16 protein-coding genes and 1 tRNA gene are annotated in these 17,170 nt (G+C 62.7%); 11 read left to right on the top strand and 6 right to left on the bottom strand.

Features of this window, described 5'->3' with window-relative positions; translation table 11 throughout:
* The first annotated feature begins 65 nt into the window (after positions 1-65).
* The 10 genes from ACZ2HM_RS11910 to ACZ2HM_RS11865 all read left to right on the top strand — a co-directional run bounded on the left by ACZ2HM_RS11910 (position 66) and on the right by ACZ2HM_RS11865 (position 8,127).
* Positions 66-147 (top strand) — tRNA-Gly (locus ACZ2HM_RS11910).
* Between the two features lie 521 nt (positions 148-668).
* On the top strand, positions 669-1,424 hold the full coding sequence (locus tag ACZ2HM_RS11905; RefSeq protein WP_470425331.1) for a helix-turn-helix transcriptional regulator: 756 nt from the start codon (positions 669-671) through the stop codon (positions 1,422-1,424).
* Between the two features lie 185 nt (positions 1,425-1,609).
* On the top strand, positions 1,610-2,575 hold the full coding sequence (trbB, locus tag ACZ2HM_RS11900; RefSeq protein WP_470425330.1) for a P-type conjugative transfer ATPase TrbB: 966 nt from the start codon (positions 1,610-1,612) through the stop codon (positions 2,573-2,575).
* Entirely contained in the window at positions 2,575-2,907 is a 333-nt protein-coding gene (locus tag ACZ2HM_RS11895; protein ID WP_037475283.1) for a TrbC/VirB2 family type IV secretion system protein, read from the top strand. Before trbB ends, ACZ2HM_RS11895 begins: the two co-directional genes overlap by 1 nt.
* Positions 2,907-3,176 (top strand): VirB3 family type IV secretion system protein, encoded by a 270-nt coding sequence (locus ACZ2HM_RS11890; protein WP_224548918.1) that lies wholly within the window; start codon positions 2,907-2,909, stop codon positions 3,174-3,176. Before ACZ2HM_RS11895 ends, ACZ2HM_RS11890 begins: the two co-directional genes overlap by 1 nt.
* Positions 3,173-5,608, top strand: a complete 2,436-nt coding sequence (trbE, locus tag ACZ2HM_RS11885; protein WP_470425329.1) for a conjugal transfer protein TrbE — start codon at positions 3,173-3,175, stop codon at positions 5,606-5,608. Before ACZ2HM_RS11890 ends, trbE begins: the two co-directional genes overlap by 4 nt.
* Positions 5,605-6,306 carry a P-type conjugative transfer protein TrbJ gene (trbJ, locus tag ACZ2HM_RS11880; RefSeq protein WP_470425328.1) on the top strand — a complete coding sequence of 234 codons (702 nt, stop codon included), beginning with the start codon at positions 5,605-5,607 and terminating at the stop codon, positions 6,304-6,306. The genes trbE and trbJ overlap by 4 nt, the downstream gene beginning before the upstream one ends.
* A 1-nt stretch (position 6,307) precedes the next feature.
* Positions 6,308-6,592 (top strand): putative entry exclusion protein TrbK-alt, encoded by a 285-nt coding sequence (gene trbK-alt / locus ACZ2HM_RS11875; RefSeq protein ID WP_470425327.1) that lies wholly within the window; start codon positions 6,308-6,310, stop codon positions 6,590-6,592.
* Entirely contained in the window at positions 6,585-7,790 is a 1,206-nt protein-coding gene (gene trbL, locus ACZ2HM_RS11870) for a P-type conjugative transfer protein TrbL (protein ID WP_470425326.1), read from the top strand. The genes trbK-alt and trbL overlap by 8 nt, the downstream gene beginning before the upstream one ends.
* A gap of 91 nt (positions 7,791-7,881) precedes the next feature.
* Positions 7,882-8,127 carry a DUF6771 family protein gene (locus ACZ2HM_RS11865; RefSeq protein ID WP_470425325.1) on the top strand — a complete coding sequence of 82 codons (246 nt, stop codon included), beginning with the start codon at positions 7,882-7,884 and terminating at the stop codon, positions 8,125-8,127.
* A 204-nt stretch (positions 8,128-8,331) separates the two neighbouring features.
* Here ACZ2HM_RS11865 and ACZ2HM_RS11860 read toward each other — a convergent pair whose 3' ends face one another.
* The 6 genes from ACZ2HM_RS11860 to ACZ2HM_RS11835 form a co-directional block, all read right to left on the bottom strand.
* Positions 8,332-8,688: a hypothetical protein gene (locus tag ACZ2HM_RS11860; protein ID WP_470425324.1), complete on the bottom strand. Its 357-nt coding sequence runs from the start codon at positions 8,686-8,688 to the stop codon at positions 8,332-8,334.
* A gap of 405 nt (positions 8,689-9,093) precedes the next feature.
* Positions 9,094-9,414: a DUF736 domain-containing protein gene (locus ACZ2HM_RS11855; protein WP_470425323.1), complete on the bottom strand. Its 321-nt coding sequence runs from the start codon at positions 9,412-9,414 to the stop codon at positions 9,094-9,096.
* 17 nt (positions 9,415-9,431) lie between these two features.
* On the bottom strand, positions 9,432-10,520 hold the full coding sequence (locus tag ACZ2HM_RS11850) for a hypothetical protein (protein ID WP_470425322.1): 1,089 nt from the start codon (positions 10,518-10,520) through the stop codon (positions 9,432-9,434).
* A gap of 107 nt (positions 10,521-10,627) precedes the next feature.
* Positions 10,628-12,466: a ParB/RepB/Spo0J family partition protein gene (locus ACZ2HM_RS11845; protein ID WP_470425321.1), complete on the bottom strand. Its 1,839-nt coding sequence runs from the start codon at positions 12,464-12,466 to the stop codon at positions 10,628-10,630.
* A gap of 89 nt (positions 12,467-12,555) precedes the next feature.
* Complete coding sequence (locus tag ACZ2HM_RS11840; RefSeq protein ID WP_470425320.1) at positions 12,556-12,987, bottom strand: DUF2958 domain-containing protein; 432 nt, start codon at positions 12,985-12,987, stop codon at positions 12,556-12,558.
* Positions 12,984-14,036 carry an ArdC family protein gene (locus ACZ2HM_RS11835; protein WP_470425319.1) on the bottom strand — a complete coding sequence of 351 codons (1,053 nt, stop codon included), beginning with the start codon at positions 14,034-14,036 and terminating at the stop codon, positions 12,984-12,986. The genes ACZ2HM_RS11840 and ACZ2HM_RS11835 overlap by 4 nt, the downstream gene beginning before the upstream one ends.
* 703 nt (positions 14,037-14,739) lie before the next feature.
* On the opposite strand from ACZ2HM_RS11835, the gene ACZ2HM_RS11830 reads away from it, so the two are divergent.
* A complete protein-coding gene (locus ACZ2HM_RS11830; protein WP_470425318.1) occupies positions 14,740-17,115 on the top strand; it encodes a TonB-dependent receptor in 2,376 nt (791 codons plus the stop codon).
* Positions 17,116-17,170: the final 55 nt, after the last annotated feature.

Below are 17,170 nucleotides of genomic sequence, written 5' to 3'. Positions count from 1 at the left end.
GGCCCTGTATAGCGTAGAAAGATAAGAAAAGAAACGTAAAATCATACCGTTAATCGTAGAATAGCGCGGGGTGGCGTATCTTGGAATAGTGCCTATGCAACTTTGCCAAGGTTGGGGTCGAGGGTTCGAATCCCTTCGCCCGCTCCAGAAATCATCGAAAAATCAATGGTTTCTGGGGCGATTGTGTCAGGTTTTCATATTACGCGACCTCCTGAAAAGCCTAAAGTAATAAGGACGTAATATGCTGCGCGCGTATTTGTGGGTGGTTCTGGCGTAGGTTGAACCACTGAAAATCTGGTTTCCGTAGAAGCGGCCCGGCCATGTAGCGGTGAGAACCCTCCCGAAGGAGTAGGTCTGCTGGCATAGTCACGGGGATCTCCGGCCGGCCGGGCTATCGTGCATCCTTCTTCCTAACACATATGGACCATCACCCACTCAGCAGAGCGGCAGACTTCCGTCGGCTGGAGAGGACTGAGTGGTTGAGGTTGCGCGCTTGGCAATCCCACATGACCGTCACGCAATTGTCACATAGCGAAAATGCCATAAGCTGTCCGCTCACCTTGTTTCGCCGATCGTTGTGAGGACGGGCGGGAAGCGCATAGAATGAGAAAGGCGAATCGCGAGACCTGCGGGTTGGGAACGCCCTTGCGGTCGATTATGCTATTATCATGGGTCGTTACCAACGGTTGGATGCCCTTGCCGCAGCATTAGCGGAGGCATCAGAAATGCACATGCTCTACGAATTCCTGGCGAGGATCGCGCGGGAAATGGGTTTCGACTATTTCGCGCTGGCTGAGCACATCGATCTGAGGATGCCACAACAGCAACCTCTTCAAATCCACAATTATCCACGCGGCTGGGCCGCCTATTATGTGGACAGGGACCTGGGGCCGCGCGATCCCATCCGACGGGCCAGCCACCGGACCCATCTGGGCTTTGCCTGGCTCACCATTCCACGATTTCTAACACTGACGCCTGCCGATCGCGCCGTTCTAGCTGCCGGTCAAGCCCACGGGCTGGGCGAAGGATTTACCGTCCCCTCGCACATTCCTGGCGAAGTCAGCGGGTCCTGTACATTCGTCACCCGAGCCGACGAGCCGCTGCCTCGCGATCAGATATGGACGGCGCAACTCATCGGCGGGCTCGCGTTTGAACGGGGGCAACGCCTTTTGGGCCGCACGACCCTGTCTGGGGACTCCGCGATCACGGAACGTCAACGCGACTGCGTTCTATGGGCCGCCCGTGGCAATACCGACGGCGAGATTGCCGACATATTGGGCATCTCCAAGGAAACCGTGATCCAGCATCTCAAGTTCGCGCGCGAGCGCTATGGCGTGCGCAAGAGGACCTCGCTCGTGATCCGGGCGCTGTTCGATGGTCTCATCTCCTTTTCCGAGATCTTCCAGCGACACCGATATTGGTAACGTCATGTCGAGGGGGCGGTGTGCCGCCCCCTCATCGAACGGTTCTAGCAAAACCGCCGTTTCCCTGTCTTTCTGCGCCAGCCTACGCCCAAGCGATTTCGATGTTGCGGACAGAGGCAACGTGGCTTTCTTGATCATCCCCTGAGCTGGACCGCCAAAGGTCTGGCAATTGGCAGGGTCGATCCATGAGCATATATCCGCTCCGTACAGAAGCCAGGACACGCGGCTCGCGCATGCTCCGCACGGCGTTCGGTTCGGCGATCATCGGCTGGCTCGACGATGCATGCGTCATCGAAATCATGCTCAATCCCGACGGGCACATCTGGATTGATCGGCTGGGCGAAGGCCTCAGCGATACCGGAGCCTGCCTGTCGGCCGCCGACGGCGAGCGGATCATCCGTCTGGTCGCGCATCATGTCGGCGCGGAGGTTCATGACGGAGCGCCTCGCGTGTCGGCCGAACTTCCCGATACAGGCGAGCGGTTCGAGGGTATTCTCCCACCCGTCGTCCAATCGCCGACATTCGCCATTCGCAAGCCCGCCGTCGCTGTGTTCACGCTCGCGGATTATGTCGCCGCCGATATCATGTCTGCGCGCCAAGCCGATATATTGGCGCAAGCCGTTTCCACGCGCCAGAACATCCTGGTGGCCGGTGGCACAGGGACCGGCAAGACGACGCTCACCAACGCGCTTCTGGCCGAGGTCGCCAGGACGACCGACAGGATCGTCCTGATCGAGGATACGCGCGAGCTCCAGTGTACATCTCCCAACCTGATCGCGATGCGAACCAAGGATGGCGTCGCCACGCTGTCCGATCTCGTGCGATCCGCCCTGCGCCTGCGGCCCGACCGCATCCCCATTGGTGAGGTGCGCGGGGCCGAAGCCCTCGACCTCATCAAAGCATGGGGGACGGGCCATCCGGGCGGGATCGGCACCATCCACGCGGGATCAGGCATGGGCGCACTGCGGCGAATGGAACAGCTCATCCAGGAAGCCGTCGTCACGGTCCCTCGTGCCCTGATCGCCGACACGATCGACATCGTCGCGGTGCTTGTGCGCGACGGCCATGGCCGCCGTCTGGCCGAATTGGTCCGCGTCGATGGCCTCGATCCCAGGGGCGAATATTCCCTAACCAGCCAAGGAGATGATTGATGATCCAGCCTGTCGTGCCAATCCGCCGGAGTGCCAGTCATCTGGCGCTCGCTGGCATCATAGCCATGGCGTCCGTGATTCCGGCCTATGCGGCCGGATCGTCGATGCCTTGGGAAGCGCCGCTCCAGTCCATCCTGGAATCGATCGAAGGGCCGGTCGCCAAGATCATCGCCGTGATGATCATCACGGTAACCGGCCTGACCCTTGCATTTGGCGATACGTCGGGCGGTGCGCGAAAGCTCATTCAGATCGTATTCGGTCTGAGTATTGCCTTCGCCGCAACAAGTTTCTTCCTCTCCTTCTTCTCCTTCGGCGGCGGAGCGCTCGTCTGATGGATAGGGTTGGACAGGTTCCAGGCTTTGAGGTTCCAGTCCATCGGTCCCTCACCGAGCCGATCCTTCTGGGCGGCGCGCCGCGCGCGCTGGCAATCGTCAACGGGACGCTGGCAGGCGCTGTCGGTCTCGGCTTGCGTTTGTGGATCGCAGGCCTTGTGCTTTGGGCCATCGGTCATGTGCTGGGCGTATGGGCCGCCCGCCACGATCCGAACTTCGTCGATGTGGCCCGGCGGCATGTTCGCTATCCGACCTGGCTACGGGCATGATGTCGCTGCGCGAATATCGCTCGACCGCGAGCAGCCTGAGCGATTTCCTGCCATGGGCCGCTCTGGTCGCGCCGGGCGTCGTCCTCAACAAGGACGGCTCGTTCCAGCGCACCGCCCGTTTCCGGGGACCGGACCTTGATTCCGCGACGCCCGCCGAACTGGTGGCGACGACCGCGCGGCTGAATAGCGCCCTGCGTCGGCTCGGCTCGGGCTGGGTCTTGTTCACCGAGGCGCAGCGGGTGCCAGCGAACGACTATCCCGAAGACGTCTTCCCTGATCCGGCCTCGCGACTGCTGGACCGGGAACGACGCGAGCAATTCCACGAAGAAGGCGCGCATTATGACAGCGCCTATTATGTCACCCTGCTGTGGATGCCGCCAGCGGAAGACAGCGCACGGGCCGAACGCTGGCTCTATGAAGGGCGATCGACAACGACGTCCAACGGGGCCGACCTGCTCGCTGGTTTTATCGACCGCTCACACCGGATCGTCCAGCTGCTTGAAGGATTCCTGCCGGAAATCGCCTGGCTAGACGATGGTGCGACCCTCACCTATCTTCACTCGACGATCTCGACCAAGCGTCAGAACGTGCGCGTGCCCGAAACACCGATGCACCTGGATGCGCTTCTGGCGGACGAACCGCTGGTCGGTGGCCTCGAACCCCGCCTTGGCAACAGCCATCTGCGCAGCCTGACCGTCACCGGCTTTCCGACCTCGACCTATCCAGGCCTGCTCGACGAACTCAATCGTCTGGCCTTTCCCTATCGCTGGTCGACGCGGGCGATCATGCTCGACAAGGCCGATGCCACCCAATTGCTGGGCAAGATCCGGCGACAATGGTTCGCCAAGCGCAAGTCGGTCGCGGCCATTCTCAAGGAGGTGATGACTAACGAAGCCTCGGCCCTGCTGGACACGGACGCATCGAACAAGGCTGCAGACGCCGATCTTGCCTTGCAGGAACTGGGCTCGGACATGATCGGCCAGGCCTATGTGACCGCCACGGTGACGGTGTGGGACACAAACCCTGCCATCGCCGCCGAGAAACTGCGCCTTGTCGAGAAAGTCGTTCAGGGCCGGGATTTCACCTGCACGACCGAAGGGCTCAACGCTGTGGAGGCCTGGCTCGGGTCGCTGCCGGGCCATGTTTACGCCAATGTCCGGCAGCCACCGATCAGCACGCTCAACCTTGCGCATATGATGCCGCTGTCGGCCGTCTGGTCAGGCCCAACGGGTGATTCGCATCTCGATGGTCCGCCGCTATTCCATGCCAAAACCGAGGGATCGACGCCTTTCCGCTTCTCGCTGCATGTTGGCGACGTCGGGCACACGCTGGTGGTGGGGCCGACAGGCGCGGGCAAATCGGTTTTGCTCGCCCTTATGGCGATGCAGTTTCGCCGCTATCCGGGCGCACAGATTTTCGCCTTCGACTTTGGTGCCAGCATGCGCGCCGCCGCGATGGCGATGGGCGGTGACTGGCAGGATCTGGGGACCGGGCTTCACTCCGAGAATGCGGCTGTATCGCTCCAACCTCTTGCAAGGATCGATGATCCGGCCGAACAGGCATGGGCGGCGCAATGGGTCGGTTCGATCCTGGAGGCGGAGGGGATCACGCTCGATCCCCAGGCCAAGGATCATCTGTGGGCGGCGCTCCGATCGCTCGCCAGCGCAAGGCCCGACGAACGGACGCTGACGGGCCTTGCGGTGCTGCTGCAATCCCAAGCCCTCAAACAGGCGCTGCAGCCCTATTGTGTGGGGGGCGCCTGGGGTCGCCTGCTCGATGCCGAGGCAGAGCAACTGGGCGGTGCCCCTGTCCAGATATTCGAAACCGAGGGACTGGTGGGCTGCGCCGCAGCCGCTCCGGTGCTGACCTATCTTTTCCACCGGATCGAGAACAGGCTCGATGGATCGCCCAGCCTCGTTATCATCGACGAAGGCTGGCTGGCGCTCGACAGCCCGACCTTTGCCGCGCAATTGCGCGAATGGCTCAAGACGCTGCGCAAGAAGAATGCGAGCGTGATCTTTGCGACGCAGAGCCTGGCCGACATTGAAACCAGCGCCATTGCGCCAGCCATCATCGAAAGCTGCCCGACCCGGATATTCTTGGCCAACGAGCGGGCGACCGAACCGCAGATCAGCGCCATCTATGCCCGGTTCGGGCTCAATGCCCGGCAGATCGAGATATTGGCGCGGGCGACGCCAAAGCGCGATTATTATGTCCAGTCGCGCCGCGGCAATCGCCTGATGGACTTAGGGCTAAAGGAGGTGGCGCTCGCCTTCACCGCCGCGTCCTCCAAGTCCGACCAGCGCAGGATCGATCAGATACTGGGCCAACCGGGCGACGAGCAGTTCGCCGCGGCTTGGCTGCGCGAATGCGGTCACGACTGGGCGGCGGACCTGCTTTCTACGCAAGAGCCAAAGGAGCAAAGTTCATGACATCGCGCTTCATCATTCGCCCGCTTGGCCTGTGCGCCGCTGCGCTCGCATTGGCCATGACACCAGTACAGGCACTGGTGGTATATGACCCCACCAACTATGCCTCCAACGTGATGCAGGCGGCGCGGGCGCTACAGCAGATCAATAACCAGATCCGGTCGCTACAGAACGAGGCGGCCTCGCTTCTAAATGACACGAAAAACCTCACCAGTTTGCCGTTCAGCAGCCTTCAGGCGCTCCAGCAGCAGGTGCGGCAGACCCAGCGTCTGCTGGGGCAAGCACAGCGCTTGGCCTATGACGTGACCCAGATCGAGCAGGCCTTCTCCACCAAATATGGCGATATAGCGCTGTCGAGTTCAGACGCCGATCTGGTCGCCGGCGCCCGGGACCGTTGGTCCACCAGCGTCGATGCGTTCGAGGATGCGTTAAAAGTCCAGGCCGGGGTGGTCGGCAACATCGACGGCACCCGGACCTCGATGGACGATCTTGTTTCAGCCAGCCAGTCGGCATCGGGCGCGTTGCAAGCTGCCCAGGCCGGGAACCAGCTTGTCGCGCTCCAGTCCCAGCAACTGGCCGATATCACCGCCATGCTCGCAGCGCAGGGCCGCGCCCAGACGATCGAAGCAGCACGCGCAGCCACTGCGGAGGCGGAGGGCCGCGTCCGATTCCAGCGCTTCATGGCGCGTTCGGGCCAATAGGATGCGGAGCGGACGCTTGGCGCTGGCGGGCCTCGCAGGCGGTGGCATGCTGACGGTTGCAGTGCTCACGGTCATGCACCAGCAGCGAGGCACGCCCACTGAACAGATACCGCCGATGCCGGTGTCGACCGAGCGCCGCGCGGCCGCCCTTGTTCGCTGTCGGCACGTCACGGCACAGGATCCAACCTGCGAAGCGGCCTGGGAAGCCGAGCGACGCCGCTTCTTCGGTACAGAGGATAGCGGCAGCGCCCGATCCGATCTGCAGGAGCGTGCCGGATATGAATGATGTCGGCGTCATCGACGGGTTCCTCGCTACCTTCACGGCCTATATCGATTCCGGTTTTGGCCTTCTAGGCGGGGAAGTCGGGTTTCTTTCGACCACGCTGATCGCAATCGACGTGACACTTGCCGGGCTGTTCTGGGCATGGGGTGCCGACGAGGATGTCCTGCAACGCTTGGTCAAGAAGACGCTCTATATCGGCTTCTTCGCCTTCATCATCGGCAACTTCTCGTCGCTCTCGCAAATCCTGTTCCAGTCCTTTGCCGCGCTCGGCCTCAAGGCCAGCGGCGCCAGCATCGGCCTCGCCGAGTTCATGAAGCCGGGTAGCGTTGCGGCGGTTGGGCTTGATGCAGGCGAACCGCTGCTCACGTCCGCGTCCGAGATGATGGGGTTCACCTCGTTTTTCGCCAATTTCGTCCAGATCGCCGTGCTGCTGCTGGCCTGGATAATCGTAATCCTCGCCTTCTTCATTCTTGCCGTACAGCTGTTCATCACGCTGATCGAGTTCAAGCTGGTGACGCTGGCCGGGTTCGTCCTGCTGCCCTTCGCCTTTTTTGGGCGGACGGCATTCATGGCGGAGCGGGTGCTTGGCCATATCGTATCGAGCGGCATCAAGATCCTGGTTCTCGCCGTCATCACCGGCATCGGCACGGGACTGTTCGACCAGTTCATCAATGCGCTGGGTGGAACCGCGCCGACTGCGGAACAGGCCATGTCGATTGCGCTCGCCTCATTGGCGTTGCTGGGTCTGGGCATATTCGGCCCCGGCATCGCCAACGGCATCGTCACCGGAGGTCCGCAGCTTGGTGCAGGCGCAGCGGCGGGTACGGCAATTGCAGCCGGCGCCACCCTGGCCGGCGGGGTCGCAGGCGCACGGCTCGCGGCCGGCGCTGTTGGAGGGGCCGTAGCGAGCGCATCGAGCACCGCTGCCCGTGCGGCCGGATCGACCAGCGCCACCTATAGCGCCGGTACAGCGGGCAAGAGCGGGGGAGACGCCGTCGCGGGCGGGATCGGTGCGTTGGGAAGAGCGGCCGGCTCTGCCGCTACTTCCCCACTCCGCCGCGCTGCCGATGCGATGAAGCAAAGCTTCGAAGCGGGGAAATCGGGCGCATCGACGAACAGTGGTGGCACGCAAATGCTGCGTGCATGCAGTGCCCGATGCCATTTCGCTTCGGATCGTCGCAATGCGCCTGGTTTTGCGTAACTGGTCTTCGCTATCGCAAGATCGCCCGCGCTTCGAACCGTCTTCCGAGACGGTACAGGATCATGCCGCATAGACAGGGCGCGCGCCTGCGGTGCTGCGTATCGATATGGTCTTGCCCTTATGTTCTTCATTTGTTCTAATGCTGCACATGGAACATGATTCTCTTTGGGTAGCCCAGAACCTGCTGGCGGCACCAGCCTGGGCGCGTGTGGCATTGTCGGCTCCCAAACCGCAACTGCGCGAGCAGGCGGCGGTGGAGCTTGCCCAGGCGATGATCGCGGCATTGGCCCGTCCGCCCGTCATCCACGATCCGCGTCAGATGTCGCTGCCGCTCTAACGTGTCGGCCGACCTGACGATACGGACGCGACCGATTATAAGCCCTGCCGCCATCATGCGCGATATGATCTTCGCTTCAAGCCGGACTGAGGATGAGCGCCAAAGCGCCGTTGCGGATTTACAGATTGGCGCAGATACGGATCGCCGTGTCCGCGCCAATCTGTAAATCCGGGGCGCCATCGGGCGCCCCGGAAGCGGCCCGGCTCATCGCGCCTGCGCGAAGGCCTGGGCCGCTGCATCGGCCGATGCAAATGTCCTGCAGCTCAACAGTCCATGGGCATTGCCGTCGCCATCGACGATGAAGATCGCGACGAACCAGCGTCCGTCCAGAAAGCCGTGCGCTGCGACACGATCGAGGTCCAGATTGTCATCCTGCGTGACATAGAAGCCGATCCAGCGTTCGCCGACACGGGCGTCCCAATGGATGTCGATCTCTTCGGCTTCCATCAAGCGGGCCGCGAGGGCTTGCCCCGCGCCGCGGCCGAATTCCAGTTCAAGGCCTGCGACCAGAGCCGCCATGACGCAATCCGATGCAAGGGCAATGGGCTGAACGATGCTCATGAGAATGTCTCCTTGTGCTTGCGCCCTCGCCGATCGAGGACCGGCATGGAGGGACGGGCGCCGGAAGGCTGTCAGGGCCGCCGCGCGTCAGCGCGCGCCGCGCCAGCGGGCGCGAGGGGGAGCCGATTTGCGAAGCCAAATTGGGGGGAACCTGCGAGCTTTGAAAGCCGCGCCGCCGCCCGTCAGGATGGGAAGGTTTCGACGCGCCACCCTCTCCCTTCAACCAAGAGGGGCCGTCGGCGGCGCCGACGCTTCCGCAGCGGCCTTTTCTGCAAGATCGCCGATCGACGCTGCCGGATGAAGACCTGAGCGACTGGAAAGGCGATTGGCCAGACGCCTGCGCGCTGGCCGATCGCGGCGCTTGCCGGGAAACCCCGCGCCGGGAGGGCGCGGGGCCGTTCGTCCTCAGACGTCGGGGTTCCAGATGAGAGCGTAGCTGTTCTCATCGTCCTGGCCTGCGGCGCGGCCGAGATTGGCGTAGATGGTGCGCGCGCCCAGTTCCGGGGCCGCCATCGCGACGCGGATATATTCGCGGCCCGACACCTCGCCGGTGCGAATCCAGCCCCCGCCCAGTTCCGAGCCGCCCGAGAGGATGCGATAGTCGGGCTGATCGCCGCTTTTGCCCCGATTGGGAATGATCTCGATCTCGGCGCGAACCGCCAGGGTCTTGAGGACACCCTTGAAACCGCCATTGTCGAGGCGCTGAACGTAACCGATGGCTGGCATGTCAAATCTCCTTGGGTCTATGCCCTTGCGGCCGATCCGCCGGGCGTGCGGACCGTCAGGCAGCGCGCTGGGCGCCCCCGAACCGGCAGGCCGAAGCGTCGAGCGGAGGACCGGAGGCACGCTGCTATTTGCAAGCGAAGCGGCCGCGAGGAGCCGGAACGGCGGGGAAATAGAAGCGAGGCGATGGTTTTGAGGGGCGCACGAGACGCTGCCAGGTCAACGCACTTCACCCGGCCAGTGGCCGCAAGGGCAGCAGGACCATGGCCATGGCGACTGTACCATCCGTTAGCAGTCGGCACGCCATGGCGAGGATGGTGGGTTCGATCCGGTGCGCGCGCAACAGCAGCTTTCCCGTCAGCGAACCGGGGGCCATGCCCATCCGCCTTCTTCCGGTCCTGCCTGCCGGGCGGAGCGAGCCGCACGCGCGGGTTCGCACGATTGCGATATGGCTCGTCCATGCGGCCCCCGCTGCGTTCGCCCGCCCTGGCGCTGCACCCGCCTGCCCTGCTGCCGCATGGGCCGCCACTGCCGTAACAGCGACGATGCGCTATGCCTCCGACAGCGACATTGTTCGTCGCGGAAGCGGGGAACGCATCCCCGCGTCCTTCCATAAGCAAGCCCATCCCGCCGACGCACGGAAAAGCAGGCGGCCCAGCCTGAAGCCGCGCCACGAACCGCAATGGGGGAACGCAGAAATTTGCCGCCGTGAAATAGGCCATGATGGCCTCATAGCTGCCTAGCCGCTTGGCCCGGTCCATGGTGATGACGACGTCGTCGTCTTCGTCGGCACCATATAGCCTGACTTCCCCCGTCCCGATGAACACGGCGCGCTCCGGGCCGAACTGCGCCGCGCTGCCGCCTGACCAGCGGGCGAATGGCAGGCCATGGGCGACACAGAAGCCCTCCAGCCGGTCGACCCGCCCCCAAGCGACCTCCTGGGCGTAGAGCGAGAGCGGCCCATCGGCAGGAAAGTCGTCGGCCGTGAAGGGTTCAGCGTCACAATCGAGGGCCAGACCCTCGCTTTGAACGATGGCAAGAAGATCGTCGCGCAGGGCAGCGGACAGATCGCCGCCGAGCGTGATGGAAAGCGAAACCCGATCTACCATGATGAAACTCCCAAGAGGCGCGCCGCCGCCAGAAAGGAGGCGGCGCGCAGATTTTTCGATTGCGGACGGCAAGCGGGCGGCGGCGCAGCGCCGCCCGCAGGAACAGATCAGGCGGCAAGGCGCTCGATCCCTTCCTCCCGGTTGCCCGGCAGCGGAACGACGTTGCCCGGTGCGCCCGGATCGGGCTGGGGCTCATCATGCCCCTGCATGGCCGCTTCGACCCGCGCGTGAGCGGAAACCGTTCCGACCCCGCCCCGTTGCGAATAGGCCGATGGTGGGAACTGCATCCAGCGCGGCACCCAGCGATCCTTCCTGTCGCGTCCGTTGGTGCCGTCGAGCGCATCGCGCACGATGATCTTCAACGTCTTGGCCTTCTCGCCCGCATTGGCGGTCGCGATGGCCGGGTCGGTGACGTCCGCGACCAGATGCCCCAATATCTCGCGGTCGCGCATAGCGGAGAAAAAGGCCTCGTCCGCCTGCCAATAGTCCGCCATGTCGATGTTGATATGGAGGCCGACCGCATCGACGGCGGCGCTGCCGCTGGCGAGGCTTTCGCCCATGACGATGGCGATCACATCCATCACCTGGGCATCGTCGAGGTCGAGCAGGCGCAGGAAGACCGCGACAAGACCGGTATCGGGACCCAAACCCTCGCCCTCGCCGCCGATGACGGTCGGTTCTTCCGCGTCTAAGCCCAGCAGGTCCAGCACCTTGCGACGCATATGGTCGAAATCCGCCTCTCCCGACGCATTTTCGATGCTCAGCGCGACAAGGTCGTTGCGGCTGGTCTGCGGCTCGACGCGGATCGCCCAGAGGCTGGACCCGACGATGGCATGGGCGACCATGAGGCGCAGCGCGACCGAGGGATGGCCGGTCAGGGCCGCGCGAACGGCGGCATGGCGATGCAGGTCGAGATAGGTCTGCATGGTCGAGGTGATTTCGGGGCGGGCGACCTTGCCCCCCGAACCGCTGGCCTGTCCCTTGGCGATCCGCTCGGCTTCCTTGCGGCTCAGATAGCCCTCATGGAAGGTGACTTCGCCTGTGCCACGTACATCGACATAGATGCGACCACCATGGCGCTTGCTGGCCTTCACATATTCCCAGGTCGAGAAATGCTCGGCGGGCGGCACGATCACGACATCGTTCCAGCCCTCGTCCAGATAGGCTTCGCGCCGGGCGTGGATCGCGGCGTCCTGCGCGGCCCAGAAAGCAGTGGGATCGGCAAAATAGCTGTCCTCGCCGAACAGGTCCGCAATCACCGAAAGTCCGCTCGCCTCAATGTCGAACAGCGCATGACGGGTGCCGATGGACTGGCCGCCCGTCAGCCATGCCTTCAACTGATGGCCGACCGGCGCATAGGCTTCCTCGTCATCCAGCAGGGCAAGCCATGATTTTTGCTGGCTCTTGGACGCAAGGGTCAGGTGGCGGACGGTCGCCCGGTCGATCTCGTCTGTGGCATAGAGGCGGCGGATGCGGGGCAGAAGATTGCCCAGCGCCAGCACCCGGCGCACGGTGAGTTCGGGCAGGCCGAAGGTTGCGGCGATATCGTCGGTCCTGCGGCCTTCCTTCACTAGCCGGGTGAAGCTCTCCCACTGGGTCACCTCGTCAGCATCGCGCCGGGCCATATTCTCGATCATCGAGGCTTCGACCGCATCGGCGTCGTCCCCGTCTTCAAGTATGGCGCAGGGCAGCGAGGCGATTTCGCTGTCAGCCTCGCCCATGGCGCGCCTTTCTTCCGCGACGATCAAAGCGGCGTGAAAGCGGCGGGAACCGGCAATGATTTCGAACGCACCGGGCGTGCAATTCGGTCGGACGATGACCGGCTGGATCACGCCGCGCTGGCGCACGGTCGGCAATATGTCCGACACATCGGGAACGCTCTTGGAGAAGCGCATATTGGCCTTGCTGACACAAAGCTTGTCGAGCGGGATAAAATCGAGTTTCATCAGTTTCACTCCTTGTGAGTGCCGGGCCGTCGATCTTTCGCGAGTTGGGCGGCCCGGCTTTACGGAAATGCGGCGTTACGCGCCGCGCGTCATCCTGCCGTCCCGTGGGCGGGATCGGTCGGAAGGTCGGGAGCCGCGTCGGTCGCGGCGCGGATCAAAAGCTGCTCGGCATGGATGATCGATCCGGCGCGCCGCGCGGTATCGGCCCAGCGGGACAGGGGATGGTGGCTATAAAAATCCTCGTCACGCTCGATCCGCATCCCGTAGGGCAATCGGACACTCTGAATTTCAGTCAGCGAGAAAACGCCCATCTCCGGGCAACCAAAGCGAAGATCGGCAAGGCCGAACAGGGTGTCGTCGTCGCCATAGAGTTCAGTCGCCAGCCATGTGCCTGCGCCCAGCGGATTGAAGAATTTGACGAGCGGGACCGGGTCGAAGCGCATCTCCTGCGCCTGCGCGGCGGCGCTATTTATGGCATTGGCGCGCAGCGCATAGCGAAGGTCCGGGGTCAGGACGATCATGCCGCCCTCCGTTCCAGAGCGGCGCAGGTCTGCGCCGGGAGCAAAGTGCCGCCCTCGTCCCCGGCCGCCATGTCGATTTCGATGTCGAGGTCTTGGCTTGCGTCGCGATGCCGCGACAGCAGCCATTCCGCCGCCTTGCTGGCAGCGCCCGCCGCGCGGAAGATGGCGCGATTGTCCTCGCGCAATATTTCCAGCCAAGAGCCGATATAGTCGGCATGGCGGACGGTCGGCATGATACCAAGCGCGGCGCAGAGGAAGGCTGATCCCATTTCGGCGATCAGTTCCTCGCGGGCATAATCCTTGCTGCCGAAGACGTTTTTGAGGTTGCGGTCGAGGCGCGAGGGGTGGCCGGTCGCGTGGGTCAGTTCGTGCAGGCAGGTCCGGTAATAGTTGATCTGCTCGTAAAATGCAGGCTGGGGCGGCACCTGCACCATGTCGAGCGAGGGCATGTAGAAAGCCTTGTCCCCGCCAATACGGAAATCCACGCCGCTTGCCGCGATCACGGCCTCCGCAACGGGCACGATCTCCCGTTCGGGCAAGGGGGAAGGTTCGGCCGCAAGGCCGGGCCTTAGCCCTTCGCATTGCGCCACGTTGAAGACGGTAAAGCGTTTGAGGAAGGCGACCGACTTGGCTTCCTCGCCGCTCGTCCTTGCCCTTTCCTTCTCCGCGTCGGGGGTGAAGCGGTCGACATAAACGACGGTCACACCCTTCTCACCCTTGGAGACGCATCCGCCCGCATCCTGCGCCTGTTTGAAGGTCAGCCAGCTTTGGGAAGGATAGCCCTTCTCAATGGCGGCACCCCACAGGATCAGGATATTGACGCCTGAATAGCAGCGGGCCGTCAGCGCGTTGCGCGGCAGGCCGGGGGCCAGCGCGCCTAGCGCCATGTCGGTGCCAGACGATGCCCAAGGCTGCACCCATGGAAACCGCCCCTCCTCAAGCTGGGTGACGATCTTGGCCGTCACCTCGTCATAAAGATTGGTGCGTTCGGGCTGGGTGTCCTCGGTGCGACGCTGCGGCCTTGCGCGAACGCTGGTGTTACGAGCCATGTCCTGTCCTCCTGCCTGCCCAAAAATATGAGGCTCCCCGGAAAGCGGGGGTGGGCGGCGAAACGCGACTGGAAAGGCCCGCCCCGGCGGGCGCAGGCACCGCAAGGGCGAAACGGCAGTGGAGCACCCGCAAGCGCAGCGCAGCGGGTTGCCGGCGCATGCCAAGGGCCTAGGAGGGAGCGCCGCCTACTCCCGCGTCCTGGGAGAGGCTCACCTCAAGACGCCGCCGCGCGTCAGCGTGGCGTCCGCATGTCGGCGCGCGAGCGGCCGAGACCGCGCCAGCGATCGTTACCGAATGGACCAGACCGCCCGAGGGCTGGGTGCCGGGGCCGATAGGCAGCGGCATAGAGCGCGACCGGTCACGGGGGGCGCCATCACTTCCTGAAATACGACGATAACCGGTATCGCAACGGCGAGCATGGGGCTCGCTAGGACCCCTCGGAATCCCGGCAACGCCCATCCTTGGCAAGATCTCCAATGCAGAAGCGGCACCACTTCGATTTTGCAGACGCCCGGTCCCCATGTGGTCGCGCGTCGTTCGCCCAATCGCGCCGTGCACGCTTGGGTAATTAAACTCATTGCTCACCTGTCCGACAGATATATTCTTCCACCTGTTCATCGAGATGCACGCGTAGAAAACGATATAATAGCGTGACATTCTTACTATAAAAATCGACAAAATATAATAATCTGGAGAGATATCATGAACAGGGGATGTTGGAATTCGACGTCATACGCTATTTTATTGATGAACACTGGTGCTGCTATAATGTCTGACAAAGCAAGCGCGCAGACGGTTGGCGAAGCCGCTCAAGTTGCGGATCGAGACATCGTCGTTACTGCTCGCAAGCGAGAGGAGACCTTGATTTCTGTCCCTGTAGCAGTAACGGCGGTAACCTCCGCGCAACTGGAACAACGCGGCGTCAACTCCATAGATGGACTGGCACGACTGGTCCCCCAACTGATCGTGGGAGAGGGCGGCGGTACGATCCAGGGCGGTAATATCGTCCTGCGCGGCATCAGTGGCGCTGATTCCAATCCCTTTGCGGACCAGGCCGTTTCCTTCAACATCGATGGCGTTCAGATTGCGCGTGCGAGCGTGCGACGGATGGCTGAAATGGATGTCGCCCAAGTCGAAGTCCTGAAAGGACCCCAGGCGCTCTTTTACGGAAAGAACAGCCCCGGCGGCGTGATATCCATTCGCAGCGCCGATCCCACCTCATCCTGGACGGGGAAGATCGCCAGCAGCTACGAAATGGAGGCCCGCGAATTCCGCGGCGATGGATTTATTTCGGGACCGTTGACGGACAGCCTGGGCTTTCGCCTGGCCGCCTATGGGTCGACCATGAAAGGTTGGGTGAAGAGTCAGATTCCGGCGAACGCCCCGCTTCAGCCCGCCCATGCCCGTTCGCCCGAACAGAATGAGTTTGCCGTTCGCGGCACATTGAAGTTCGACGCATCCGACAGCTTCGATGCGCGTCTCAAATTGACTTATAGCAAGCGGACTGGCGATAGTTCGGCCGCGAACCTCCAGTTCGTCGATTGTCCGCTCGGCGCTCCCCAGACAGGCGGCGTGGATGATTGCCGGGCGAACGGCACGGTGTCTTCGGCTGATGCCGGCGCAAATTTTGCCGGACTCGACCCATCATTCGACGGCCGCGGAACATTTCTTACCCAGAAGCAAGTGCTCACAGGTCTGGAAATGAATTACCGGCCTTCCGACACGATCACGCTGACATCCGTCACGGGCTATTATTCGACGGCCCTGGATTCCGTCGGGAATTTTACAGCTTCTTATGTGCCATCGACCTATATTCACGGACGAAACTATCTTTCGATCGATGAATTTTCGCAGGAACTTCGCGTGGCGAGCGGCTTCGATGGGCCATTCAATTTTACCGCCGGCGGCCATTTTCAGGACTCGCGGGTCAAGGCCGGTGCTCACAGTTTCCTCAATGCCAATGCGCCGGTGGAAATACTCGAATATCTGCTCAAGCAGGATGGCTTGGGCTATTCTGCTTTTGCCCAAGGGTCGTTCGACATATTGCCGACCCTCGAATTTTCCGCCGGCGGACGCTATTCTCATGAACGGAAGAAACTGCCGTTCATCGCGACGGACACCACGCGCAATCCAGCCAATCCACCGGTCGAGCAGACAGCCATCGTCGCCAAGCGAAGCTTCAATAACTTTTCGCCGGAATTCACGCTGTCGTGGCGGCCGAGCAAGGACATGACGGTCTATGGTTCGTACAAGAAAGGCTTCCTGTCGGGAGGCTTCAACTCGGGCGCCGCCAATTTCGCCACCAATCTGTCCTACGACCAGCAACTGATAAAGGGCTTTGAAGGAGGGGCTAAAGTCGCCCTGCTCGACGGAACGCTGCATGCCAATCTGGCGCTTTATTCCTACAGGGTCACAGGCCTGCAGGTGACGGTGACCACGGGTGGGGGCACGGTTCAGGAACTGCGTAACGCCGGCGAGGTCAGTTCAAAAGGCATCGAGTTCGATTTCAGCTATCGCCCGCCGGTCGACGGGCTCAGGATCGATGGGGCACTGTCCTATAATCGTGGCCGCTATCTCGACTATCAGGCGACATGCTATCGCGGGCAGAATGCCAATTCGCCGGTGCCCTGTCTCAATCAACTTAATCGCGTCTCTGGCAACATGGCGTTGCTGCAGGATCTGAGCGGGACGGAATTGCTGCGCGCCCCGGAATTTGCAGGCAATCTGAGCGCCGACTATCATGTTGCGGTGGGGAATGGCCTGGAACTGGGGCTCGGCGCGGACATGACGTACAGCGACAGCTATCTGACCGACGCATCCTCAAAGGCGGCCGGGCGCTCGCCCTCCTACGCCCTGCTGGGTGCCTCTGTCCGCCTCGGGCAACAGGATAACGGCTGGCAAGTGGCGCTCATCGGCCGGAACCTGACCAACAAATATTTCTGGACGCGCAGCATCGACAATCCCTTCTCCGGCACGCCGGCTTCGGGCGGCACGACCGCAGGTGTTCTGGGCGATACGGTCGGCCCGATTACGAGGGGACGCGAACTGATGCTGCGGCTGAGCTATAGCTTTCGTTGAACGGCGCTGCCGCGCCGACGCGCTTACCCAGTCGGCTTTACTGACAATAAGAGGA

The sequence above is a fragment of the Sphingobium sp. KKT206 genome (genome assembly GCF_055640555.1).
Note: the sequence above shows the minus strand (reverse complement) of the source record. Positions and strands in the feature narration are given on the sequence as shown.